Annotated in this window: 30 protein-coding genes; 10 read left to right on the top strand and 20 right to left on the bottom strand. The window is 48.5% G+C overall.

Annotated features, from left to right (window positions below; genetic code table 11):
• The first annotated feature begins 88 nt into the window (after window positions 1–88).
• From KNO94_RS08605 to KNO94_RS08595, 3 genes are all read left to right on the top strand, one after another.
• Window positions 89–1021, top strand: a complete 933-nt coding sequence (locus KNO94_RS08605; RefSeq protein ID WP_214778889.1) for an ABC transporter ATP-binding protein — start codon at window positions 89–91, stop codon at window positions 1019–1021.
• Entirely contained in the window at window positions 999–1736 is a 738-nt protein-coding gene (locus KNO94_RS08600) for an ABC transporter permease (protein WP_214778888.1), read from the top strand. The genes KNO94_RS08605 and KNO94_RS08600 overlap by 23 nt, the downstream gene beginning before the upstream one ends.
• Before the next feature lie 166 nt (window positions 1737–1902).
• Window positions 1903–2097, top strand: coding sequence for a hypothetical protein (locus KNO94_RS08595; protein ID WP_214778886.1), 195 nt, complete (start codon window positions 1903–1905; stop codon window positions 2095–2097).
• Between the two features lie 40 nt (window positions 2098–2137).
• Here the strand turns inward: KNO94_RS08595 and KNO94_RS08590 are convergent, their stop codons facing one another.
• Window positions 2138–2917 (bottom strand): sulfite exporter TauE/SafE family protein, encoded by a 780-nt coding sequence (locus KNO94_RS08590; protein WP_214739474.1) that lies wholly within the window; start codon window positions 2915–2917, stop codon window positions 2138–2140.
• Window positions 2918–2949: 32 nt separating this feature from the next.
• Window positions 2950–3324 carry a rhodanese-like domain-containing protein gene (locus tag KNO94_RS08585; protein WP_251125892.1) on the bottom strand — a complete coding sequence of 125 codons (375 nt, stop codon included), beginning with the start codon at window positions 3322–3324 and terminating at the stop codon, window positions 2950–2952.
• Window positions 3325–3440: 116 nt separating this feature from the next.
• Here KNO94_RS08585 and KNO94_RS08580 point away from each other — a divergent pair, with 116 nt between their 5' ends.
• The 3 genes from KNO94_RS08580 (at window position 3441) to KNO94_RS15420 (ending at window position 6359) form a co-directional block, all read left to right on the top strand.
• A complete protein-coding gene (locus KNO94_RS08580) occupies window positions 3441–3737 on the top strand; it encodes a rhodanese-like domain-containing protein (protein ID WP_214739473.1) in 297 nt (98 codons plus the stop codon).
• A gap of 33 nt (window positions 3738–3770) precedes the next feature.
• Entirely contained in the window at window positions 3771–5171 is a 1401-nt protein-coding gene (locus KNO94_RS08575) for an MBL fold metallo-hydrolase (RefSeq protein ID WP_214778884.1), read from the top strand.
• Between the two features lie 66 nt (window positions 5172–5237).
• Window positions 5238–6359, top strand: coding sequence for a TlpA family protein disulfide reductase (locus KNO94_RS15420; protein ID WP_214778881.1), 1122 nt, complete (start codon window positions 5238–5240; stop codon window positions 6357–6359).
• Window positions 6360–6400: 41 nt separating this feature from the next.
• Here KNO94_RS15420 and nfsA read toward each other — a convergent pair whose 3' ends face one another.
• Complete coding sequence (gene nfsA / locus KNO94_RS08565; RefSeq protein ID WP_214778879.1) at window positions 6401–7150, bottom strand: oxygen-insensitive NADPH nitroreductase; 750 nt, start codon at window positions 7148–7150, stop codon at window positions 6401–6403.
• Window positions 7151–7321: 171 nt separating this feature from the next.
• On the opposite strand from nfsA, the gene KNO94_RS08560 reads away from it, so the two are divergent.
• Window positions 7322–8215 carry a DNA/RNA non-specific endonuclease gene (locus KNO94_RS08560; RefSeq protein WP_214778872.1) on the top strand — a complete coding sequence of 298 codons (894 nt, stop codon included), beginning with the start codon at window positions 7322–7324 and terminating at the stop codon, window positions 8213–8215.
• An 82-nt stretch (window positions 8216–8297) separates the two neighbouring features.
• Here the strand turns inward: KNO94_RS08560 and KNO94_RS08555 are convergent, their stop codons facing one another.
• Together KNO94_RS08555 and KNO94_RS08550 are read right to left on the bottom strand one after the other, a co-directional pair.
• A complete protein-coding gene (locus KNO94_RS08555; RefSeq protein ID WP_214778870.1) occupies window positions 8298–9767 on the bottom strand; it encodes a catalase in 1470 nt (489 codons plus the stop codon).
• A gap of 84 nt (window positions 9768–9851) precedes the next feature.
• On the bottom strand, window positions 9852–10448 hold the full coding sequence (locus KNO94_RS08550; protein ID WP_214778868.1) for a DUF2238 domain-containing protein: 597 nt from the start codon (window positions 10446–10448) through the stop codon (window positions 9852–9854).
• Window positions 10449–10603: 155 nt separating this feature from the next.
• Here KNO94_RS08550 and KNO94_RS08545 point away from each other — a divergent pair, with 155 nt between their 5' ends.
• Together KNO94_RS08545 and KNO94_RS08540 are read left to right on the top strand one after the other, a co-directional pair.
• The gene (locus KNO94_RS08545; RefSeq protein ID WP_214739459.1) at window positions 10604–11017 is read left to right on the top strand and encodes a VOC family protein; all 414 of its coding nucleotides are present in this window, start codon (window positions 10604–10606) and stop codon (window positions 11015–11017) included.
• Between the two features lie 100 nt (window positions 11018–11117).
• Entirely contained in the window at window positions 11118–11666 is a 549-nt protein-coding gene (locus KNO94_RS08540; protein ID WP_214778866.1) for a GrpB family protein, read from the top strand.
• A 42-nt stretch (window positions 11667–11708) separates the two neighbouring features.
• Here KNO94_RS08540 and KNO94_RS08535 read toward each other — a convergent pair whose 3' ends face one another.
• The 11 genes from KNO94_RS08535 to KNO94_RS08485 form a co-directional block, all read right to left on the bottom strand.
• Window positions 11709–12434, bottom strand: coding sequence for a class I SAM-dependent DNA methyltransferase (locus tag KNO94_RS08535; RefSeq protein WP_214696076.1), 726 nt, complete (start codon window positions 12432–12434; stop codon window positions 11709–11711).
• Window positions 12434–12781 (bottom strand): ribosome silencing factor, encoded by a 348-nt coding sequence (rsfS, locus tag KNO94_RS08530; RefSeq protein WP_214739453.1) that lies wholly within the window; start codon window positions 12779–12781, stop codon window positions 12434–12436. Before rsfS ends, KNO94_RS08535 begins: the two co-directional genes overlap by 1 nt.
• 10 nt (window positions 12782–12791) lie before the next feature.
• Window positions 12792–13349 carry a bis(5'-nucleosyl)-tetraphosphatase (symmetrical) YqeK gene (yqeK, locus tag KNO94_RS08525; protein ID WP_214778865.1) on the bottom strand — a complete coding sequence of 186 codons (558 nt, stop codon included), beginning with the start codon at window positions 13347–13349 and terminating at the stop codon, window positions 12792–12794.
• Window positions 13339–13908, bottom strand: a complete 570-nt coding sequence (locus KNO94_RS08520) for a nicotinate-nucleotide adenylyltransferase (RefSeq protein ID WP_214739449.1) — start codon at window positions 13906–13908, stop codon at window positions 13339–13341. The genes yqeK and KNO94_RS08520 overlap by 11 nt, the downstream gene beginning before the upstream one ends.
• Entirely contained in the window at window positions 13905–14201 is a 297-nt protein-coding gene (yhbY, locus tag KNO94_RS08515) for a ribosome assembly RNA-binding protein YhbY (RefSeq protein WP_214739447.1), read from the bottom strand. The genes KNO94_RS08520 and yhbY overlap by 4 nt, the downstream gene beginning before the upstream one ends.
• A 6-nt stretch (window positions 14202–14207) precedes the next feature.
• A complete protein-coding gene (aroE, locus tag KNO94_RS08510; protein ID WP_214778863.1) occupies window positions 14208–14993 on the bottom strand; it encodes a shikimate dehydrogenase in 786 nt (261 codons plus the stop codon).
• Entirely contained in the window at window positions 14990–16102 is a 1113-nt protein-coding gene (gene yqeH / locus KNO94_RS08505) for a ribosome biogenesis GTPase YqeH (RefSeq protein ID WP_214739443.1), read from the bottom strand. The genes aroE and yqeH overlap by 4 nt, the downstream gene beginning before the upstream one ends.
• Before the next feature lie 133 nt (window positions 16103–16235).
• The gene (locus KNO94_RS08500) at window positions 16236–16862 is read right to left on the bottom strand and encodes a YqeG family HAD IIIA-type phosphatase (protein ID WP_214739441.1); all 627 of its coding nucleotides are present in this window, start codon (window positions 16860–16862) and stop codon (window positions 16236–16238) included.
• A gap of 125 nt (window positions 16863–16987) precedes the next feature.
• Window positions 16988–17767: a phosphatidylserine decarboxylase gene (locus KNO94_RS08495; protein ID WP_214778861.1), complete on the bottom strand. Its 780-nt coding sequence runs from the start codon at window positions 17765–17767 to the stop codon at window positions 16988–16990.
• Window positions 17764–18186, bottom strand: coding sequence for a thioredoxin family protein (locus KNO94_RS08490; protein ID WP_214778860.1), 423 nt, complete (start codon window positions 18184–18186; stop codon window positions 17764–17766). The genes KNO94_RS08495 and KNO94_RS08490 overlap by 4 nt, the downstream gene beginning before the upstream one ends.
• 75 nt (window positions 18187–18261) lie before the next feature.
• Window positions 18262–18456: a YjzD family protein gene (locus tag KNO94_RS08485; protein ID WP_214739436.1), complete on the bottom strand. Its 195-nt coding sequence runs from the start codon at window positions 18454–18456 to the stop codon at window positions 18262–18264.
• Between the two features lie 162 nt (window positions 18457–18618).
• On the opposite strand from KNO94_RS08485, the gene KNO94_RS08480 reads away from it, so the two are divergent.
• Window positions 18619–19431 carry a Cof-type HAD-IIB family hydrolase gene (locus KNO94_RS08480; RefSeq protein ID WP_214778858.1) on the top strand — a complete coding sequence of 271 codons (813 nt, stop codon included), beginning with the start codon at window positions 18619–18621 and terminating at the stop codon, window positions 19429–19431.
• 155 nt (window positions 19432–19586) lie between these two features.
• On the opposite strand, the gene KNO94_RS08475 is transcribed toward KNO94_RS08480, so the two are convergent.
• From KNO94_RS08475 to KNO94_RS08460, 4 genes are all read right to left on the bottom strand, one after another.
• The gene (locus tag KNO94_RS08475; RefSeq protein WP_214739432.1) at window positions 19587–20435 is read right to left on the bottom strand and encodes a YitT family protein; all 849 of its coding nucleotides are present in this window, start codon (window positions 20433–20435) and stop codon (window positions 19587–19589) included.
• A 146-nt stretch (window positions 20436–20581) separates the two neighbouring features.
• The gene (locus KNO94_RS08470; protein ID WP_214778856.1) at window positions 20582–22879 is read right to left on the bottom strand and encodes a glycoside hydrolase family 65 protein; all 2298 of its coding nucleotides are present in this window, start codon (window positions 22877–22879) and stop codon (window positions 20582–20584) included.
• Window positions 22880–23093: 214 nt separating this feature from the next.
• Window positions 23094–23501 (bottom strand): YflT domain-containing protein, encoded by a 408-nt coding sequence (locus tag KNO94_RS08465; RefSeq protein WP_214778853.1) that lies wholly within the window; start codon window positions 23499–23501, stop codon window positions 23094–23096.
• Window positions 23502–23616: 115 nt separating this feature from the next.
• Window positions 23617–24675, bottom strand: a complete 1059-nt coding sequence (locus KNO94_RS08460; RefSeq protein ID WP_214778851.1) for a LacI family DNA-binding transcriptional regulator — start codon at window positions 24673–24675, stop codon at window positions 23617–23619.
• Window positions 24676–24719 lie beyond the last annotated feature (44 nt).

Below are 24719 nucleotides of genomic sequence, written 5' to 3'. Positions count from 1 at the left end.
AAAAAAAGATGAAACCTTATTTCAAACAAGCCGTAGAAGGGGATGTAGGCAGTACACTATCACTCTTAATAGAAAGCTAGGTGACCACATGTTATCCGTACAAAATGTCCATAAGAAAATGGGAAAAGCAACGGTATTGACGAATGTCAGCTTTGACGTCGTTCCAGGAGAAATTTTCGGATTCCTCGGACCGAACGGCGCCGGGAAAACGACAACCATCCGAATCATCACGGGCCTCATGCCAGCAACGCATGGAACTGTGACGGTCGATGGGTATGACGTAGCAAACAATCGCCAAGAAGCGCTCAGCCGCATCGGAGCCATCGTCGAGAATCCGGCGTTCTATCCGTACATGACCGGTCGTGAAAACTTGATTCACGCCATGAACTTGATTCCGAACTTGAAAAAAGTCGACTTGAACGCACTCGGTGCGCTCGTTGGACTTGACGGAAAGCTCGATATGAAAGTCAAGCAGTACTCACTCGGGATGAAACAGCGCCTCGGGATTGCCCGTGCCTTGTTGCATAATCCGAAAGTACTCATCTTGGATGAACCGACGAACGGGCTCGACCCAGCCGGCATCGCCGACCTCCGAAATTACTTACGTCACCTTGCCGATCACCGTGGAATCGCCATCTTGATTTCGAGTCATTTGTTGAGCGAGATGGAATTGATCACCGACCGCTTCGCCATCATCGACCAAGGACAAATCAAATCAGTGGAAGACGGGAAGACGAAAGCAGACAGCGTCATCCTCTGTAAAGTTGCCAAAGAGCAGATGAATGAGGCACTCGATGTTGCCGCCCTCACCTTCGATGACGTGAAGATCGTCCAGCAATCTGCCGAGTCGTTTATCGTGCCGCGACAGGAGACGGACATTCCGGTCTTACTGAAACAATTAATCGAGCGTGATATCGCCGTCTATCAAATTGGCATGAAACACGAGTCGCTCGAAGAACAATTCTTGAAATTGACAAAAAAAGAAGGAGGTACGAACAATGCGTTCATTACTCAGCAATGAATGGATGAAATGGCGCCGCACGATTAAGCCTTACGTCGCTTTAGGCGTATATACGGCAATCATCCTCATCGTATACGCTGTATTAGCCAGTGGAGACGGGACACCGGAAGCGGCATCGTTCTTTGAATTCTCAACGATGGGCGCCATCGCCTTCCTAAGTATCTTTACGATCGTCTTTACAGCCGAGATGGTCGGGAACGAATTGAAATTTGACACGTTGAAGCATCTCTTGATGAGTCCATATTCCCGAGACCGCATCTTGTTGTCGAAACTCGTCATGGCCGTTCTCGTCATGTTGCTCCAATTTGTTTTCATCTTAGTCGTCGCGTTCGGCTTCTCGCTCACGTTAGACGGCTCTGTCACATGGGATGTCGTCCGTCCGATTCTCATCAGTGTGAGCGGACCAATCTTCATCATCTTCTTGACGCTCATGTTCTCGGTCGTCTTCAAGTCGGTCGGGGTCGTCATCGGATTCACGGTGCTCGCGAACTTCGCTTCGAGTATCATCGGTGGACTTCTCGTCGCCTGGAAACCCGAGCTTGCGAAATGGATCGTCTTCTTGCATACGGATCTTTCCATCTATGACGTCAACCCAGAGTTCATGAAAGCGATGGACGCGACGATGGGCTTCTCGATTTTCTATGTCGCCCTTCATATCATCGCCTTCTACCTCATCACGGCGTTTATGTTCCGAAGCAAAACGTTCGCGGAATAAACATTCAATCCCTTTCGATTCGTTCGAAAGGGATTTTTTCTCCTGTGATGCTATAGGTGTGATACGTCTCAATTATCTTTGTCACACAATCTCAATATTATGCCAGAAGTCTCTCAACGGTATACGATATCATAAAGATAACAGCACTAAAGAAGGATGTGACGATATGGTTCTCACCATCGGGTTAGCATTGCTTGTCTGTTTGATCGCACTCATATTCACCATCATGGTCGGGCTCGGCAAAGACCATTCCACGTATAGCCAGAAAAAAAGTTGGTCGATGGTTTCTTGGGTTTACGTCATCTTGCTCCCCGCCTCGTTTATCGGACTCGGTCTTCTCTACTATTTCATTACGAAGTAACACAAAAAACACGATGCCGAACAAATGGCATCGTGTTTTTTTACGAGATTAAGTCGCTCCAAATTTTGATGGTACTGGCCAAGATGAGTAACGCCAAAATCCATTGCAACGCTTTTGTATGCATATTTTTACCGACATTCGCCCCGATCGGTGCGGCAATCAGACTGGCGATAATCATAATAATCGCCGGACCCCAGACGATTTGGTCTGTGATGATTTTCCCGAACGTCGACCCGATGGACGAGATAAACGTGATGGCGAGTGAGCTTGCAATCGCCATTTTTGTCGGGATGCGCAGAACGACGAGCATGATCGGCATGAGAATGAACGCCCCTGCCGCTCCAACGATTCCTGCTGCGACTCCGACAATGAATGCAGAGCTTGCGGCAATCATCTTGTTGAACTGGACTTGATCAAGTGGCATATCGTCCACTTGTGGTTTCGGTAAAAACATCATCACAGTCGCAATCGTCGCGAGTACGGCGTAAACGACATTGATGGCTGTTTCAGATAGCAACGTCGATCCGTATCCCCCAATGAAACTACCAATCAAGACCGACACACCCATATATAAAATCAACTGTTTGTTTAAATATCCGCCTTTACGATAGGCATATATCCCACCGATTGTCGCAAAGAACACTTGAATGGCGCTGATTCCCGATACTTCGTGGGCACTGAACGCTGCAAATCCCAAGAGTGGTGGGATGTACAACAACATCGGATATTTGATGATTGACCCACCAATCCCGACCATCCCTGAAATAAATGACCCGATGAAACCAATTAAAAAAATAGTAATGATAAACCCAAACTCCATTTCGATTCCTCCATTATCCTTTTATTCTCTTCTTATTCAGAAGCTTCCCAAGCCATCATGCCGCCTGACACATCATAGATTTCGGTATAGCCGGCCTCTTCTAATCGGCTAGCAGCCTGAGCACTTCGGTTCCCACTCCGACAGATGACGTAGATCGGCTCGTCTTTCGGATACGGCAACTCGTTGGCATCTAATGAAGAAAGTGGTGCGTTCACCGCTCCTTCAATATGCCCCCCCTCGTATTCGGACACTTCTCGAACGTCAAGGAGTGTTATTTCCTCGTTTTCCAATTTGTTTTGTAGAGTTTCAGCATCAATTTTCGTTATCCCATCCTTTTCTGATGTGATTACAAAGATAAAAATCGCCATTATAGCCAAAATCCCGACAAATAAGGAAATTCTCTTCATTTTTTCGCCTCCAATTCTTTTCACTTGCGCTCATTATACCTTAGGGGGTATATTAAAGCCAACGAAACATTCTCGTTGCCAAAAAACCTTACACACGAAAAGGAGATCAAAGACTCATGAAGACGATTACGACTACTGAATTAGAAGCATTACTCCAAGCGGACGAATCACTCAATTTGATTGATGTGCGAGAAGTGGATGAATATGCCGGCGGCCACATCAAACAAGCGAAAAACGTACCACTTTCTGAATTCGGGGCAAAAGTCGATGAGCTCGATCGCTCTAAACCAATTCACGTTATTTGCGCAGCTGGCGGACGCAGCATGAACGCATCTGCTTACCTCGACTCACTTGGATTCGACGTCACGAACGTTGACGGTGGGATGATGAGCTGGCAAGGCGAAGTCGAATAAAAACCATTATTTTAGTCATAGGGGGAATTTCACATGTTATTACGTTATTTTTATGATGAAAAATTAGCACAAGCTTCATATATGGTCGGTTGCCAAATGACAGGAGAAGCGATTGTTATCGACCCGGCCCGTAACATCGAGCCATATCTTCAAGAAGCGAAAAAAGAAGGCATGAACATTGTTGCAACAGCTGAGACACACATCCATGCGGACTTCGTATCGGGCTCACTCGAACTCGCGAAGCGGACAGGTTCGAAAGCTTATTTATCAGATGAAGGCGACGCTTCATGGAAATACGCATTCGCCAAAGACATCGATGCACAACTCGTGAAAGACGGTGACACATTCAAAGTCGGTAATGTGACACTTGAAGTCATGCACACACCGGGTCACACACCAGAACACATTTCGTTCCTTCTGTATGACCGGAACCAAACACAACCGATGGGGATCTTCACAGGCGACTTCGTCTTCGTCGGAGATATCGGTCGCCCTGACCTTCTCGAAGAAGCAGCCGGTGTGAAAGGAACGACGGCAATCGGTGCGGAACAAATGTTTGATTCACTCAAAAAGTTCATGGCGCTCCCTGACTTCGTTCAAGTTTGGCCTGGACACGGTGCTGGTAGTGCTTGTGGGAAAGCGCTCGGCGCGATTCCGACATCGACAGTCGGTTACGAGAAAGCAACGAACTGGGCCCTTCAAATGACGGATAAAGATGCCTTCATCAAAGAGTTGACAACGGATCAACCCGAACCACCGAACTACTTCGCCATGATGAAGAAAGTAAACAAAGAAGGCATTCAAGTGACGACAGAAATCGCTAGCCCAGAAATCGTAGGTACAGATCGTCTCGATACACTTGTTGAAAATACACAGGTCGTCGATACGCGTAAAGGTGAGGACTTTGCGAACGGACACGTCCCTGGGACAATCAATATCCCGTACAACAACAAGTTCGTCTCGTGGGCTGGCTGGCTCGTCAACTTCGACAAAGACATCACACTTATCGCGAGTGCGGAAGATGTCGATCAAGTACAAACTGATCTTCAATCAATCGGTCTTGACCGCCTCCGCTTCATCGTCCCAGTCGAAGAACTCGACGCATCGCTCTTGACGGAAACGTATACGGACGTGACGGCAGAAGAAGCCATCGAAGCTGCTGAAAAAGGTGACGTGTTCGTCCTCGACGTTCGAAACGCGACCGAATGGAACGCGAGCCATTACGAAAAAGCAGAGCGCATCTTGCTCGGTAAACTCGTACGGAATCACGAAGGTCTTCCGACAGACCAAACGATTGCGGTCCACTGTGCATCAGGCGTCCGTTCACGCATGGCGGCAAGTGTCCTTCAATCGCTCGGCTACAAAGATATCCACAACATCCTTGGTGGCTACGGCGCGATGAAGACTGTCTTGAACGCTCAACAAATCAAGTAATGCTATACTGACTAGGAATATGGCGCCCGCTTCGAGAGGGGCGCCTTTTGTTTAGGAGGGAAAGACGTGGTCGCAATCGGTCCACTTAACATTCGTTTCGATTTACTCATCTTTTTACTAAGCCTTGTCGTCCTTTACGGGATCTTTCGCGCTCACGGACTGACGAGTAAACAACGGGAAGCCGTCATCGGCACATGGTTCTATGGTTTTCTTGCCTGGAAAGGGAGCGCCATCGTCATTGGTCTGTTGACGACACGTGACCTGTCGCTCGCGCTTTATGCAACGGGAGGCGCTTGGTCTCAATGGATTGCGGTCGCTATTGTCCTTTGGTTCGTCTATCGTCTCGACCGAGACCTTTTAGGCTATTGGGTGCTGAGCGGCCTTTTCATTTGGTTCGGTATGACGCTCGCGGTTCCAATGTACGGAACGATTTGGCGTTTCCCAGATCAGCCGATTCATGTATGGAGTGCAACCCTCATCCTTCTGCTACTCGGGATGACGTGGCGCTGGATGCATCAACCGACACGTGGGAACATTCTTTGGACCACATTCGGTGCATCTAGTATTTGGTTATTCGAATCGAATGCGGTCGGACAGATTCAATGGTGGACAATCGGAATCGTCACCATCCTGTTCGGATTGAGCGTTGTTCTCGCTCGCCCTTCCAGAAAAGCGATTCAACTCAGTATCGGTGTACTTGTGTTGCTCGCGGTCGTGAATGTAGCCATACCTGAACAGGAAGAACAAACTGTCACGAGAGAGACGGCGTCGACCGGGCTAAATATCGGACAAATCCCTCCTTCGTTCGCACTACAGCGAACCGATGGGAGTACGTTCGACTTAGCATCGTTACGTGGTCAGCGCGTCGTCGTCAACTTCTGGGCGTCTTGGTGTCCGCCGTGTCGTGCAGAGATGCCCGATATGGCGAATTTCGCGAAAAAACGAGACGACGTGACGATTGTCGCCGTCAACACAACGACGAGCGAGCGCGACCCGGACAACGCTGTCTCATTTGTCGAACCATACGAAGATGCCTTTACCGTCGTCTATGACCGCGACGGCCAAGTCGGTGATGCGTATCGGATTCAAGCGATGCCAACGACGTATGTGCTCGATGAATCTGGCGTGATCATCGCGAAACAATTTGGTGCCATCGACAAGAATTGGCTCGACGCTCAACTACATTGAACATCATAAAACCGCCGACATTGCGTTGTCGGCGGTTTCTCTTATTGCTTCAAATAGCCTTGTGCTTTCAAAAAGTCTTTGACGTCAAGACGTGTCGATTTCGACAACATGCGCCCCATCTGTCCGGTCCAAGTATCCTTACGCGGATTCGAGCCACGGACCATGTAGTAATCATGGATCAATGCATCATAATCCGAAAGGGACTGTTTGATGCGTTCTGGATTCGTCTCGTACGTATTCTCATGGTAGACGTGATGGGACGGGAGACGAGGTTTTTGATCTTCGACTGAAGCCGGTACACCGACTGCCATCCCGAAAAGCGGAATGACCCGCTCCGGCAATTCGAGCACTTCTTTCACAGCAAAGAGGTCGTTCCGAATGCCTCCGATATAACAGATGCCGAGTCCCATCGACTCTGCCGCTACGGCCGCATTTTGTGAGGCGAGCGCCGCGTCAATCACAGCAACCAAAAGCTTCTCATCCGTCTCAAGCGTCGTAGATACTTCAGTCTCCTGTAGCTCACCAATCATTTCATGACGATGCAGGTCTGCACAAAAAACAAAAAAGTGACCGTTCTCGACGACATAGGACTGATTGCCCGCAATCTCGGCGAGTCGTTTCTTTTTCACATCATCGGTCACCCCGATGATGGAGTAGGCTTGGATGAAGCTAGATGTCGATGCCCGTTGTGCGCTCTCGACGATGGTCTGGATTTGTTCATCTGTTAATGTCTCGTCCGTAAAGTCACGGACGGAACGGTGGTTCAATAAGGTCTCAATCACTTCGTTCATACGTTCTTCCCCCTTTTTTTTAATCTTGGCACAAGCTCTCTGAATCCACAAATGAGAGGAATCCATTGAGCACATTTTGAGGAGAGAACGCTCATATCTTGTTTTCTTATGCTATCATTATAAGCTACATAGTAAATACGATAGCCTAACTTCGAATAAGGAGCGAGATACATGAAAAGAATACCATTTTACATTCCATTCTTACTTGGGGTGCTGTTCCTCTCCGGTTGTACGGATGCCGATGTGAGTGTCTCGACGTCGACCGAGGACACTGTTGAAGAGGAACCGGCACAAGAGGAACAGACCACCGAGACACCTTCACCTGAACAGGAAGAAGATGTATTTGAGGGCTATACGTTGATCGAGGTGGATGGCGGCGATCAATCCGGTAATCGTGAAGCAAATGTCGTTGTCGATATCGGCTTCGGCGACCGGGAGTACTGGGCGTTCACGAACGAGCATGGTCAGCTGGTTCGCGTGATTGCCGATGAGATTGTTCTGCAGGATGATAAGACCGAAGACGTCAATTCTTCAGGACGTTACTATTCAGACGAGGCGAAAGTTCCAGGTGTCGAAGACCCAAACCTCGATGAAGGTCATATCATTGCCGATTCGCTCGGCGGCGTCTCGAACGCCTATAACATCACACCACAAAACAGCGCACTCAACCGTTACGGGGACCAAGCGTTCATGGAAGATGTCATTCGAAAAGCCGGCGGAGCGAAAAACTTCGAAGCCATCATCACCTACCCGAATACAACGACTCAGATTCCTTCCCACTATCAATATACGTATACCGTACGCGGCAACACGGTCACGGATTCGTATGATAACGCGGATCCAGAAGAGGTGAACGAATCGCTCGATTTGACGGACGACTCCCCTCCTGCAGTGACGACAGATCCAGTCGAGGAACGCGACTTATCCGATATCGACGTTGACGGGAACGGGCAAGTGACCATCAAAGAAGCAAAAAACGCCGGATTTGAGATGCCGATCACGCGTGATCATTGGTTGTACCAGTATATGGACGACCGAGACGGTGATGGGATGGTCGGTGAATAACAACAATGAACAAGACGTTTCTCTATGAGAGGGACGTCTTTTTGCATACAAAAAACCGCGGTACATGACCGCGGCTACTCGGTTAATTTGACATTTGGTTTAAGAATGGTGCGAGATCGATGTTCAACTCGTTCGAGAGACGTTCCCCGAGTTCACGGTCTGCACGATAGAAGTTGCAGATCAAGAGGAGAACGGTCTTCTCATGACGAACTTCTTTGATGTGAGCGACGAGGTTACGGATGAGCGCATCCTTCTCTTCCTGAGAATAGCGACGGTACACTTCTCCGGCCTGACCGAAGTCGTTCGTCTTCTCAATCTTCTGACGACCCGTCACGCCTGTGATCGGTTGCGGGGTCTCGATATAGTCCGCATTTGGCTTCGGCGCGTCTTCGTAACGGTTCGGCTCGTAGTTGACCGGGCTCGTCTGTTGCTTGAACGGCATCGCCCCGTCACGCTGGTTGTTCGCGACTTGAGCGAACGGGCAGTTGATCGGGAGTTGGAGATAGTTCGGTCCGATGCGGTAACGCTGCGTATCCGAATACGAGAAGAGTCGTCCTTGGAGCATCTTGTCTTCTGACGGCTGGATCCCTGGTACGAGGACGCCTGGGTTGAAACCGACCGACTCAGTCTCAGCGAAGAAATTATCGACATTTTTGTTGAGGGTCATCGTTCCAACCAATTGATACGGGATGACATCTTCGAACCAATCTTTCGTCGCATCGAGCGGGTCGAAGTCAAAGTTGTCCATGTCCGCTGGGTCGAGAATCTGTACATATAGATCCCATTCCGGATAGTCTCCATTTTCAATGGCGTTGAACAGATCACGTGTCGCATGGTTGAAGTCTTCTGCTTGGATTTTCGCCGCTTCTTCCATCGACAAGTTTTGAATCCCTTGCTTCGGTACCCAGCGCATCTTTATGTACACCGTGTTGCCGAATTCATTCACCCACTTGAAGGAATGGACGGATGACCCGCGCATGTGGCGATACGATGCCGGAATGCCTTCGTCACTGAAGAGATGCACGAGCATGTTCGTTGATTCCGGTGTGAGCGACATGAAGTCGAAGAAGCGGTCCGGGTCTTGAAGATTCGTTTGTGGGTTCGGCTTGAGCGAGTGAATCACGTCCGGGAATTTAATCGCGTCACGGATGAAGAAGACCGGTAAGTTGTTTCCGACGAAATCATAGTTCCCTTCTTCCGTGTAAAACTTGACGGCGAAACCGCGTGGGTCACGAAGCGTCTCCGGTGAACCTAATCCGTGGATGACGGTCGAGAAGCGCGCAAACACAGGCGTCTCTTGCCCTTCTTCTTGCAAGAAGGCGGCTTTCGTATATCGTTTCATACTATTTTTTACAGTGAAGACACCATGCGCCCCTGCCCCTCTCGCATGAACGACACGTTCTGGTACACGTTCACGATCGAAATGCGCTAATTTCTCAATTAATTGATAGTCTTCGAGAAGCGTCGGTCCCCGACGACCCGCAGTGATGGAGTTAGCGTTATCCCCGATTGGTACGCCTTGGTTAGTAGTTAGTTGACGATGTTGATCCATATGATTGCCTCCCGTTATTTATAATTATTACAATCTTGATATTAATAAAAGATTAGAATGATTACAAATAAAAAAGCTCGTGAATCACGAACTTTTTTTCATGTGTCTCTTTTGTTTGGCTTTTTCCCGTTGATGGAGCGTCACGACGAAGAACGCTGCGAGCACTCCACCGAGTGACCCGGCGATGATGTCGACCATCGTATCGTCGTTCCCGTTCCCTTGCATCGTCGTGTTCAACACGACGTCAGATGTGAATTCATACATCTCCCAAAGAGCCGCACCGGCCATTGAAAAGACGACAACGTATACGAATAAAAATCGTTTCGGGATCTCGGTCCGAATGTCGTCATCGAGCCGACTGAAGAAGTCGAATCCTAAGAATGCGAGAAAGATACCGCTCAAGAGATGAAGGAACGTATCCCACCAACCGTTCCCGTACAATCCGACGATCGACCCTAAATACTGTGAGGCAAATAGGAACAGGATATACGCCACCTTCATTTTGCTATCGAGTTCTGTTTTGAACGTCTTTTCGATAAAAAACGGGATGAGACCAGAGATGATTCCGGCCCCCGCCACACTCGCATCAAACCATGATTCTTCTAGAATCGATGTCACGAGCATGACCGCCATGAACAAGACGAATCCGAATTCGAGGATACGTCCTTTCGTGAGATTCATGATAGTTCGCCTTCTTTCGTCTATTTTGTTCTCTATTCACTTTATTCCCAAGTCTCAATTGGGTTCAATCACACAATCGAATTTAGTTGGGCTCACTTGCGTTTTACGAACATATGTTCTATAATGAATATTATGAATCCGAGGAGGAACTTGCTATGCCCATCAATCCGTATCTCAACTTTAACGGGAACTGTCGAGACGCCGTGAACTTTTATGCGGACGTATTCAAACACGCTGCTCCAGACATCATGACGTTCGGTGATCAACCTGGTCCAGACGGTCAACCGGTGCCGAGTGAAATGGCTGATCTCGTGCTGCATACCCGACTCTTGATTCACGGCTCATCGCTCATGTTTTCCGATGCCATGCCTGACGGACCGGTCACGTTCGGGGACAATGTCACGCTCGCTGTCGTCACGGACGACCTCGATGCCATCCATCGTGAGTTCGAAGCGCTCTCTGTGAACGGACGTGTCTTGATGCCGCTTCAAGAGACATTTTGGAGCAAGGCGTATGGCATGCTCGAAGACCAGTTCGGTGTCCAGTGGCAGTTCAGCCACGAAGCATGATCGTCCAAAAGACCTCAAACACATTTTTATGATGATGTCTTTTGTTCTTTCAAGATTAGCTTCGCCACAGAGAGTACTTTCAAGGAGATGAATCAAACTCATGAAAGAAGAGAATCCTGATCACTTAACGATTCCTATTTGGGCATATGAGGCGATTGAAATAGAAGATGCAAATATGCAATGGGAAACATATGGTCTACGTGAAACAAGAGAGTTGTCTGACGTACTTTCAAAATTTGATATTAAGGGAGCAGAACATATAGGTAGTACAGCAGTTCCCGGTTTACCTGCAAAACCAATTATAGATCTGATGATTCGTATCGAATCGTTTGACATGATGAATGCGATTGTTGATACTTTAACCGCATATGGTTGGCACTATGTACCACCTGAATTGGATGGAAAGCCCTGGCGCAGATTTTTTGTGAAAGTGAAAGATGATAAACGAGTTGCTCATTTGCATCTCATGAAAGGCACAGAAAACCGGTGGGAAGAACAGATTGAATTTCGAGACAAGTTACGGGAATCTCCTTTACTCGCGAAGGAATACGGGCTTCTAAAAAAGCAGTTAGCGACTGAATTTCGTGAGGACAGAGAAAAATATACTGAAGCCAAAGCTGAATTTATAAATCGAGTATTAAACTCCTGATACAGATGAAGACCCCATCGCTAATCTACGATGGGGTCTTCCTTATTTTTGGGCAACGAAGAAGATGCGTTCGGCATCCGCTCCCGGTGCATGTTCAGTGAAATCAGAAGTGACCGATTTGACGTGGAACCCGGCACCAATCAACCATTGCATGTACTGGCCAGGTTCATACGTCCGTTGTTCATGTGTCTCCTCGATCCGTTCGTACGTTCCGTCTTCAAGCGCGACGAAGAACGTCAAATCGTGAACGACTGAGAGCGGTGCCTCTCCCGGATCGGCAAACCAAATATACGAGCATTCCTCCCCGTTTGACGCGTACGTCTTTTGGTTGAAGAGTGTCTGCATCTTGTTCGGAGCATGGACATCAAAGATGAACAGGCCGCCCGGTTTGAGTTGATTGTAGACAGATTCGAACGTGTCGATCACATCTGCCTCATCCCGCAGGTAGCAGAGTGAATCGCAGAGGATTGTCACCGCATCGACCGGTTCCGGTAGTTCTAGTTCACGCATATCCTGTTCCCAAAGCGGCAACTCGATTTCGGCTTCGAGTGCCTTCTCTTGTGCGACTTCGAGCATCGACTCCGATAAGTCGATTCCCATGACGTCGTAATGTTCGGCGAGACGAATCGTTGCCGACCCGGTCCCGCATCCGACATCCGCGAGTGTCGCGCCATCTTGGACGTGACGACGCACGAAAGCGACCCACTCATCATACGGCGCGTCTTTCATCAACTCGTCGTATACATAGGCGAATCCTTCGTAAGCCATTAGCCGACTTCCACTTCGACGTGTGGCGCGTCAGCCCACAATTTCTCTAGGTTGTAGTAATCACGGTCGTCGCGATGGAAAATATGAACGACGACGTTCTCAAGGTCAGCGAGGACCCAACGTGCCGTATCCATTCCCTCGAATTTGTGGAGTGGTAAGTTGTTCTCGCCAGCCACATCTTTGATTTCACGTGCGATCGCTTCGACTTGTTTCTCTGAGTTCCCGTGACAGATGACGAAGTAGTCCGCAATCGGTGAGATTCCTTCCATGTCGAGTACGACGATTTCCTCGGCACGTTTATCGTCAGCCGCTTTTACAATCAATTCTAATTCTTCTCTTGCAGTCATATTGACCCTCCTAAGGTGTATTCACAAAATCATTATACGTTTCAATTGTCAGTGGAAAAATGCGCACCGACTTCTTCAATAAAAATTCAATCGTTTGCTTCAGTGTCGCCACAACCGCCCCTTCGAGCGAATGCGCTGCCTCTACCCGCAGGCGATCAACCCCTGGATAATCCCGATTCGGTTCGATGGCATCAGCTACGAACAAGATTTGGTCAAGACGAGACATCCCAGGCTCTCCTGTCGTATGATTTCGAATTGCAGAAAGCACGGCCTCGTCAAGGTCATATTGACGAGCCAGTAAAATCGCACCGACCGGCGCATGCAACAATTCGTCTCCATATTCAAGAAGGTTGGAATCAAGTCCCTCTTCAATGACGACTTGACGCATTTCTTCCGGATCAAAGTACTTTGCGTAGTCATGAAGCATCGCTGCAAGACGAGCCTCTTCGACGTTCTCGCCGTACTGAACCGCCAATCGCTCCGCCGTCTCGACGACACCGAGTGTGTGAATATAGCGTTTTTCCGGTAGCGTCTGTTTAATCAACTCGTGCGCTTCTTCAAACGTCATACAACTTCTGCTCCTTCACATACGTCTCGACTGGCGTCGGGACCAAATATTTGATGGATTTGCCTCGCTTCGCCCGCTCACGGATATCCGTCGATGAGATTTCAAGTTGTGGCATATCAATCGTACGAACGTCTGCCTTCTCCGGAATCAAATAACGGGACCCCGGGCGAGCGACCGCACCGAACGTGACGAGTTGAATGAGTGTCTCATAATCATGCCACGATTCGAGTGACACGAGCGAATCTGCGCCAATCAAAAAGTAGAACTCATCATTCGGATACTGTTCGATCAGTCGCTTCATCGTCTCGACCGTATAGGACGGCTCACTCCGTTCAAATTCAATCAAGTTCAACTTGAAGTCGGACTGATGTTGGATGGCGCGTCGCGTCATCTCGATTCGATGTTCCGCAGAACTGAATCCGACCTTATGTGGCGGAATCGCAGCCGGCAAGAACCACACCTCATCGAGTGCAAGCTGTTCACGCGCTTGTTCCGCGATTAACAGATGTCCGAGATGTGGCGGGTCGAACGTTCCACCCATCAAGCCGATCCGGCTCATGGGAGTTTGATTTGGCGATTTTCTTTCTCTGTCGCCTCTTTGTATAAGACGATGACTTTCCCGATAACTTGAACGACTTCAGCCTGTGTACCTTCTGACAATTCACCGGCTACATCTTTTGGTGTATCCATGCAGTTTTGAAGCACTTGAACTTTGATCAATTCACGTTTCTCGAGTGCATCGGCGATATCTTTACACATCGCTTCACTGACCCCATTTTTCCCGACTTGATAAATCGGTGAAAGATGGTGTGCTTCGGCACGTAAAAAGCGTTTTTGTTTACCTGATAACATAGTATATTATTCCTCCAATAATCCTTCGATTAACTTTTTTCCAATGGTTTCGTCCGGTTTTACGCCCGTCCATTTCTCGAACGAGAGCGCGCCTTGCCCGACGAACATGGCAACCCCTGTCACAATTTTCGCCCCGCGACGTTTGGCTTCTTGAAGCATCGGGGTGACAAGTGGACGATATATGATATCACAAACGACCGTGTTTTGTCGTAATCCTTCTAATGAAAGTGGTGTCGATCTCTCGTCCATCCCGACAGAAGTCGTCTGAATGATGACCTCATACTGCGAGATGTCGATCTCATCGAAGGTCGTATGGGCGATTCCGAACGTATCGGAGAGCACTTTTGCCCGTTCGACAGTTCGATTGACGATCGTCACATTACGTGTCGGAAGAGCTTGTACAATCCCACGTGCCGCACCACCTGCACCGACAATCAGAACACGTCCTGTGAAGTCTGTGAATGGCAACAGTGCTTGGACAAGGCCGGCACCGTCCGTGTTCGTCCCGATGAGTCGTCCGTCTCGTTTATACACGGTGTTGACGGCACCGGCTAGCTTTGCTGCCTCGTCAAGTTCGTCGACGTATTGAACAACCGCTTCTTTATAGGGAATCGTGACGTTGAATCCATCCCAGTCCCCGCCTCGCATCGCTGCAAATAAATCAGGGAGTTCATCCAAGGTGGCACCAATCGCCTCATAACGCCCGAAAAGCCCAGACGCCCTCAACCACTGCTCGTGCAGTTGGGGTGAGAGCGAATGAGCAATCGGGTGACCGATGACGGCCAGATTCATACGAGCGCCTCGCGAAGTGTGACCGCGACGCCTTTTGGAGCCCATGCCGCGATGCGACCACCTTTTCCGTGAATGGCGACCCAACCGAGACCGCTGAACACGATATCCGTTTTCACGCCGTCTCGCAAGCTGAACTCATGACGGACGAGTGGCGGTAAGATTTCCATTGTCTTTTCGTTCGGTGGGTTGAGCATCTTCCCAATATGTTGGTCATAGAGCTCATCCGCACGTTCGAGTTTCGTTCGGTGCGCTTTCAACTCGTTCGACATATAGATGACGAATGAACGCTTATTTCCTTCAAGATAATCCAAACGTGCCAACCCGCCGAAATAGAGCGTCTGTTGCGGGTTCAATTGGAACACGTGAGGTTTGATTTCTTTCTTCGGTGTGATCGTCTTCAAATCTTTCGCATCGACATAGTGTGCCATTTGATGACGGTTGATGATCCCCGGTGTATCATACAAGTTCGCATCATCGTCGAGCGGGATGTCAATCAAGTCAAGCGTCGTTCCCGGGAAATGACTGACGGTGATGATGGCTTCATCCTCTTCACCGAAACGTTTGATCACCTGATTGATGAGTGTCGACTTCCCGACATTCGTACAACCGACAACGAAGACGTCTTTGCCTTTCCGGTAATACTCAATTTTTTCAGCAAGTTCATCGATGCCGTGTCCTTTTTTCGCACTGATCAAATGAACATCGATTGGATTCAATCCGAGTTCTTTTGCCTCTGCCTTCATCCAGTTCGCCATCCGGTTCGGGTTGACCGACTTCGGTAACAAGTCGACTTTGTTTCCGACTAACAGTACCGGGTTTGAACCGACTGAGCGTTGAAGTCCAGGAAGCCAACTGCCATTGAAGTCGAAAATGTCGACAATCTTGATGACGAGTGCCTCTTTTGAACTGATGCCGTTCAAGATGCGCAAGAAGTCATCATCTGATAACTCCACATCTTGAACTTGGTTGTAATGCTTCAACTTGAAGCAACGTTGGCAAATGACAATTTCACGGTCAAGTGCCGATTTCGGTGCATAGCCGACCCCGTTCGGGTCTTCCGTTTGGATGGCCACGCCGCACCCAGCGCAATATCGTTTGGTTTCTTCCATAGTTATACTTACTGCCGTTTAGGTTTCCCCTTCTTCATTCGCCGTAGCACCTCGCTGCTACTCCTGAAGCGTTAATTCCGACGCCTTGGTCGCCGTACATGGGCAGCCTCCTTCTTTCTGTGCGTTCGAGGTCTTATTCATCTTTTTTATGTGAATCTTCGGAACGTGGATGAATGGCCTCACCAATTTTCTCGGCGACCGCGACTTTTGCACGCTGTGCGTCGACGGCGAGTTCTTCCACTTTTTTCGTGATCAATACATACTTCCCGCGACGTTTCATATGGGCGAAAACGACCTTTTCAAGCATCCGATTGAATTTCGTGACCAGGCCGTCCGTTTTGACGACCGGTTGGACATGGATGACATGAATGCCTGCCATGTTGGCGCCGAGCACGTCTGTGAACAGCTGATCTCCCAAAAAGATGGCTTCTTTCGGTGAATAGCCGTATTTCGAGAGTGCTTCTTTAAATCCGGCTGGCAAAGGCTTTCTCGCACGAGCGACATAATGAAGGCCGAGCGGCTCCGTAAACGTTCGTACACGATTCTCATTATTATTTGATACGACAATCACATCGAAACCGTATGATTTCACTTTTTCAAGCCACATCAATAAAAGCTCTGGTGCATGAGGGACATCCCATGCCACGAGTGTATTATCGAGGTCTGTCATAATGACGCGTACCCCACGGTCTTTCAATTCTTCTAAGTCGATGTCAAACACAGATGCGACGAACTGCTTCGGATAAAGTCGATTAAACACGTAAAATTCCTCCAATTAGCTAAACGATTCAACTACTTATACAAGTATTGATATCCCTTCTATGGTAAACGAAAACCGACCAAACGACTAGTGTATCGTTCGGTCGGAAGAAAATTGATGCAAAATTAGTTGGTTTTGATCGTCCCGATGACGTCACCGAGCCGAACCGGACCGATTTTTTGATGGTCCATTTGAATTGTATCTTTCTCAAAACAAAGGACGACGGTCGAGCCGAATGAGAAGTATCCGACTTCCTGTCCTTTATTCGCCTGCTCTCCTTCGAGCGTCCACTCAATCGTGTTGACGTTAAGGGCCCCGACCATGATATGCTCATACGTCCCAGCCGGACTGTCAAAGCGAGTCACACGACGATAGTTACGAGATAGTGGGCGCACTGTCTCTGTCAATCCGATCTCATTCACCGGTGCCGAACGGTCCCCGAGCTCATAGTGGCTAAGGACGCGACCCGAGAGTGGTGTGTGGACACGGTGATAATCCCGTGGACTGAGATAGAGCACGACGACCGTACCACCTGCGTAACGTCTCGCCTCTTGTTGTGAACCGAGCAATTCCGCGAGCGTGTATGATTGACCTTTCACTTCAAAGCGGCTGTCTTCCGAAATCGCCTCGATGACCGACAGCTTCCCGTCACACGGGGAGACAAGGGTATCGGCTGATTCATCAATCGTACGTGCCCCTGTCTTCAAATGACGGGTAAAGAATGCGTGAAGTGAAGGATACACTTGTAAAGGTTGGTCCGCTTCATCGACAGCGATGTCATACACTTTTGCGAACGATGGAATCAAGTGACGACTTGCGCCTGATTCTGCGAAACGTTTGAGACGTGTGGCAATCCAAGGTGAGGCGTTCAGCTCAAATAACATTTGGTAGAAACGACGCTTCATTCCTCTTTTGCCTCCTCATTCTTAAAGAACGTCTCATATTGTTGTTCAGAGACTGCCCCTTCAATGCGACCGACTTCTTTTCCATCTTCAAAACGAATGAGAGTCGGTGTTCCTTGAATGCCATATGTTTCCCAGACGTTATGGTCGGTCAAGTTGATCGATACCGCGTCATACTCTTCAATCATTGGTTCGACATATGGTTTTACTTGCTCACAATATTCACAGCCTGTTTGCCAGAAATAGGCGACGACCTCGCCATCTTGATCTAACTGTTGTTGCAATTCCTCTGCCGTGACGGCGTTGACACCATCGTCTGAATCATTACCGTTTAGAACGAATAATAAAGCGATTCCGATGACGATAATTGCACCGATGATGGCGAACGTGATGAAGTTCGCGCGTTTTTCAGGATTTTTCATATGTGACGTCCTCCTCTAAAATCGATATAAGAAAAAAGACTGACTCATGCGCGAGTCAGTTTGATTGTAGACGGCTTACTTCTCTTGTGCAACGTCGCTGATTCCCATGTCTTGATTCATGACATCGAGAAGTGCAACGAAGATTGTGATGATCACGCCAAAACCAGTTGCGATCATCGCGTTGTATTCTACTCCATCTACAGCAGAAATGATAAACACCGCTGTATTCGAGAGCAAAATCGCCCAGAACAATGTGACTACATAACGCATTGTACGTCCCCTCCATCTCACAGATGATTCGTAAAAATTCATACGACATTAGTATAGCATTGTTCGACAGGAAAATGCGACATCGATTGTATATTCTTTCCGTCAAATCAAAAAATGTGGTACGGTCGTAGAAACATCATTGTGAAGAAAAGAGGATGACTGATGTCACGTTATTTAATCGCAGTTGATTTAGATGGAACGTTATTACAAGATGATAAAACAATTAGCGAGCGCAACTTCCGCGCTCTTCAAGCGGCTCGTGAAGCCGGTCATGAGGTCATGATTGCGACAGGACGACCGAAACGTCACTCCATCATGTATTATGAACAACTCGGCCTGACGACGCCACTCGTCAATTTCAACGGTGCCCTCGTGCATCACCCGAAAGATTCGAGTTATGCGGTCACGCACCGACCGATCCCACTTAAGACCGCTCACGATATCATCGAGGAAGTTGCGGATACGAAAGCACACAACATCGTCGTCGAAGTAACCGACCATGTCTACTTCCAAAAAGACCCGCAAGAATTTTATAGTCCCTATGCGGAGCGGGCGCTCAGCGTCACATCTGGCAACCTGTTGAAGCATCTCCAAGATGAACCGACTTCACTTTTGATTCATGCGACGAAAGACCATGTTGCATCTGTTCGTTCACAGCTCGACCACCTACATGCAGAGGCTGTCTTGAATCGTCAGTGGCGCATGCCGGAGCATATGATCGAAGTCATGAGTAAAAACACATCAAAAGCACTCGGATTGAAAGAAGTCTCGAAGTATTTGAATATCGACCGGAAACACATCATCGCCTTCGGTGACGAGGAGAATGACCTCGAGATGCTCGACTATGTCGGGACCGGTGTCGCGATGGGGAATGCCATCGACCAACTGAAAAGCGTCGCCAACGAAGTGACGGCTTCGAACATGGATGACGGGATTGCCCTCTTCCTAGAAGAGAAACTTGGCATCAAGGCATAACGAAAGCACCGACTAGCACTGAACCATTATCAAACAGAGGCTATTCTTCCTGATTAGGATGAATAGCCTCTGTTTTTGTATTCGTGCATCCTCCCCAAACCGTCTTATGTCATACATATATAATAACCCCTACTGCTTGCACAGTAGGGGCTAATTTAGCGACGGAACGTTCCTTCGACGTCCTCTGTCGGCAAGATATTGATCCAAACGGATGGGTCCGCATCTTTACAAATGCGTGTGATTTCACGCACCTCGTGTCGTTGGGCGACCATCATGAGCGTCGCTTTCTCGACTTTCGAGTATGTCCCGATTGCCGGCATGAGCGTGATACCACGGAACACGTGCTGATGAAGTTCTTTCGTCACCTCATCCGGGTGATTCGTTACGATAAAGAGCGTTTGACGCTGTGTATTTGTATATATCTCGTCGATCACTTTTGACGTCACATATAAGAAAACGATCGTATAAAGCGCTGTCGGCCACCCGAACAAGGCACCTGCAGCAAGGGCGATCATCATGTTCATCAAGAAGAGATAGACCCCGACCGAGTTGTTCGTGAATTTCGCCAAAATCAATGCGACGATGTCAAAGCCACCTGTCGAGGCTCCGTATCGAATCGTAATCCCTGAACCGATCGCCAAAAGCACACCGCCGAAGACGGCGTTTAAGAGCGGGTCGTCCGAGAGGAGCTGCGATTGCGGAAGCAAGCGAATGAACAAGGTGACCGAGGCGACACTGACAAGCGTGTGAATCATCATATTCCGCCCGAGCATAAAGTAACTGACGACGAGTAACGGTGCGTTCAGAATAAAGAACCAAAGCCCTTCCCCTAGTTCAAACGGTGTACCGGCTAGTAGTGCTGTCAAGATTTGGGCAAGGCCCGTAAATCCTGTCGAATAGACGCCGGCTGGAATTAAAAATAATGTCATGGATAAGGCAACGAACAATCCTCCGATGATCGAGACAACCCCGATTCGTGTATGTTCTTTAACGGCTTCCGTCAAGCTTCAACTCCCCTTTCTCAAAATAGCTAAGAATCAAGATATCATAGATTATTCATGCTGCATACAGCAAATATGCAGGAAACCCGATAAGTTTTTCATACAAAAACAAGCCGACCGAAGTCGACTTGTTCATATGAAGCGAATGGTCACGCTTTCACTGCTTCGATTGTAATCGAGTCATCTGCAGGAACCGTTACTGCATTTCCATACACGTGAATCGTTACGTCTGTACCACCTGTTTGCTTGATTGTCACTTGTTCACGCGATGATGTGACCGTCAAGTGATGGCCACGCCAGAGCATGTTGAACGAGTAGCCGTTCCAATCCTTCGGAGTCATCGGGCTGAACGAGAGCGTATCTTCTTGAATCCGCATTCCCGCAAAACCATGAACGATGGACATCCATGAACCGACCATCGATGTGATGTGCAAGCCGTCTTCCGTGTCATTGTTATAGTTATCGAGGTCAAGACGCGCGGAACGTTGATACAGTTCGACCGCTTTGTCCTCATAACCGACTTCTGCCGCAATAATCGAGTAGACACATGGTGACAAGCTCGACTCATGAACCGTGCGTGGCTCATAGAAGTCAAAGTTTGCACGTTTCTGTTCGACCGTGAAGCGGTCACCGAACGTATAGAGTCCTTGGAGGACGTCTGCTTGTTTAATGAAGTTCGAACGAAGGATGCGATCCCATGACCAGTTTTGGTTGAGTGGAAGATGTTTTGGATCGAGGTCCTTCACCAAAATCTGCTCTTTATCCATGAATCCGTCCTGTTGCATGAAGACATCTGGCACGAGATCGTCTTTCGGATAGTACATCTTCGTTTGAATGTCCGCCCACTTCGCGAGTTCAGCGTCCGTGATACCGAGTGTCGACACGAGCTCTTCGAGACGTGCAGGTTCTGTTTCTTTCAAGTAGTTGTACACTTCTTGCGTATACTCGAGTGTCCACGCGGCGATCAAGTTCGTGTACCAGTTGTTGTTGACGTTGTTGTCGTATTCATTCGGACCTGTGACGCCTAGGATCATATACACGTCTTTGTGCGGGACAAAGTTGACGCGGCTAGCCCAGTAACGCGAGATTTCGACCAATACTTCCAATCCATATTGTCCAAGGTACGACTTGTCACCCGTGAAGTTTGCATAGTTAAAGATGGCATGAGCTATCGCACCGTTACGGTGAATCTCTTCATGTGTGATTTCCCACTCGTTGTGGCACTCTTCCCCGTTCATCGTGACCATCGGATAAAGCGCACCTTCCATGCCGACATTCTTCACGGCATTCTCTTTCGCTTGTGGCAATTGGTTATGACGGTACTTGAGCAAGTTCCATGAGACTTCTGGTTTCGCTGTCGCTAAATAGAAGTGGAGGCAGTAGGCTTCTGTATCCCAATATGTCGCACCGCCGTACTTCTCGCCTGTGAATCCTTTTGGACCGATGTTAAGACGTGAATCTTCACCCGTATACGTCTGATACATGTTGAAGATGTTGAAACGGATCCCTTGTTGCGCTTCGATATCTCCATCGATCCGAACGTCCGCATCTTTCCAACGTGCGAGCCATGCTTCCGTCTGTTCCGCAAGAAGTGTCTCAAAACCTTTTTCGAATGCCGCTTCGACACGTGTCATCCCAACTGATTGCAACGCTTCAACCTCGTAGTCGCGGTTTGTGACGACCGATACATATTTATAGGCAGTCGCCGTCTCACCGGCAGCCACGTTGACTGTGAATGTATTTGCTACGAACAAGTCTGTCGATTCAAGCACTTCGCAACGTGCGCCCTCAACGTCCGCGATCATCGATGCCGTGACATGCCAGTCGAGTTTTTTCGTTTTCGTCGTGACGAAACCAAAACGCTCTTCCACACCACGGTCGACCGGTAACCAGAACTTCTCATCGTAGTTCGAGTCTTCGTTTTCGACATCGCCGTCTAGATATGGAGTGAACTCGATTTTCGCTTCATAGTTAATCGGTGTCACGTTATAACGGATTGCCAAGATTTCTTTATCCACGATTGAGAAGAATCGGACGACTTCCACATTCGTTTCTTCTGTTCCGTTCATCAAGGTGAACGTTCGTGTGAGAACACCACGTTGCATGTCGAGCTCACGCGTGAAGTCTTTTACTTCCCATTTCGCCAAGTCGACCGGCGTACCATTGATCGCCACACGGAGACCGATGACGTTTGTCGCATTCAATACTTTGGCAAAGTATTCAGGGTATCCATTCTTCCACCAACCGACACGTGTTTTGTCCGGGTAGTAGACACCCGCCACGTAGAATCCTTGGTGCGTATCAAACGAGTAATCTTCCTCAAAGTTTCCTCGCATCCCCATATGCCCATTTCCGAGCGATGTAAGTGATTCTGCTAGACGGTTCTCCTTCGGGTGAAGACCTTCTTCTGTTACTTTCCATTCATCGACTGCAAACAATCGTTTCATCTGTCTGCCACTCCTTTTTCTCTACAAGGCTACCTTCGACGGACAATCAGTTCATGCAACCGTTTGTCTATGAAAGCGCTGTATTTAATCTCACTTTCCATTTTACACAACTGATACAATAATGCAATCGTTTGCATAAAAATTTTTCTTTCTTTTTTTCGTCACATTTTATAAGGAAAAAACTGCCTCTCTTTGAGACAGTTTGATTGCACCTTTAATTTTCTTTCTTGTCCCCAAACGCCGCATTCGCTTCGTGCCCCTCGAATACGGCACTTAGTCCATCATTGAACCCCGTGTCCGGTTCGTCGATGACGAGGGCGTATCCTCCCTGCTTGATGTCTGAATGCGCCTGTTCGATTTCGTCGTCTGCAATCCCAAGATCGGTGAGCGCCTGTTTCGTATCCTGATCCTCGCTTCCCCCTCCGTTGAGGTTGTCTAGCCAGGATGTGTCACCTTCTTCTACGTTTAGGTCCGTCTCTCGTTTAAGGACATGAACGGCTTCATCCCGCTCCGTCAGGACAAATAGTTCCCCTTCATCATAGCCGTTTTCTTTCAGCTCATTAATTTTTGACAATAGGCTTTCTTTCGTATCAAATGTCCCGACAAATCGTCTTTCGCTCATCTCTATCCATCCTTTCGATTTCAATTCCTTCGTGAAAGAAATTCCCTACATCAGACGGCTTCAATCAAACGGATATGCAAAAGACGACCCCGCTCTAGCGAAATCGTCTGGTAAATCAAGAATTCGATTCGAATGCTTCGGTTGCCTTACTCTTCTTCTGCCCACATGATTGGCGGACGACCAAGTAATGTGGCACGATGACACGCTTCCCATAAGGAGGCGCATTATCACTGATTTGTTCGATCAAGCAGTTCGTCGCCTCGAAACCGAGACCGAAGATGTTAATTTCGACCGACGTGAGTGGCGGGTTCGAGTGTTCCGCGATATACACGTTATTGAAACTGACGACCGCGACGTCCTCTGGGATTTTGAGACCCATCTCGCTTAATGTGCTGATGACGCCGAGTGCCATCATATCATCACTAACGACGACGGCTGTTGGTGGTTCCTCATTTTGTAACAGTTCACGGACGGCCTTCGCGCCGCCCTTCGTCATAAATTCAGCCCGGGCGATATAGTCTTCGCATACCGGAATGCCCGCCTCCATGAGAGCAGTCGCATATCCGTTCCGACGATCTTGTGTGACGGCGAGTTTATCCGAGCCCCCGATGAAGGCGATGCGACGATGACCTAAGTTATAAAGGTGTTTCGTCACTTCACGACCTGCCAAATAGTTGTCCGTATCGACGTATGTGATGGAAGAAGCGTCCCCGAACGGCTTCCCGACCACGACGAACGGAAACTTCGTTTGACGTAAGTATTGAACGACTTGATCGTCTTCCCGTGAATAGAGGACGATGACACCGTCGACACGGCGTCCTTGTACCATCTCGATGACACCGGATAAGACCTCTTCTTCTGTGACACCTGTCGTCATATAAAGCGAGTATCCATTCTGATGCGCTTTCGTGCTAATTCCTCGTAGCACTTCTGGGAAGAATGGATTTTGAAGCGTCTTTGTTGCCGCGCTCGGCATGACGAGACCAATCGACTGTGTCGAACGGTTAGCAAGACTTCTCGCATGAATGTTTGGGTGATACCCGAGTTCTTCCATAGAACTTCTGACCCGTTCTTTTGTCTTTTGACTGATTCGTGGACTGTTAGCGATGACGCGCGATACCGTAGACGGTGCCACGTTCGCATGTTTCGCCACATCTTTAATTGTGATTTGCATGGTGTTCCCCCTTGCTTCCGTGAATTCCAAACATGTCTTTCAGC

Origin of the sequence: Exiguobacterium sp. s22, from assembly GCF_018617455.1 — a bacterium.
Classification (GTDB): domain Bacteria; phylum Bacillota; class Bacilli; order Exiguobacteriales; family Exiguobacteriaceae; genus Exiguobacterium.
Note: the sequence above shows the minus strand (reverse complement) of the source record. Positions and strands in the feature narration are given on the sequence as shown.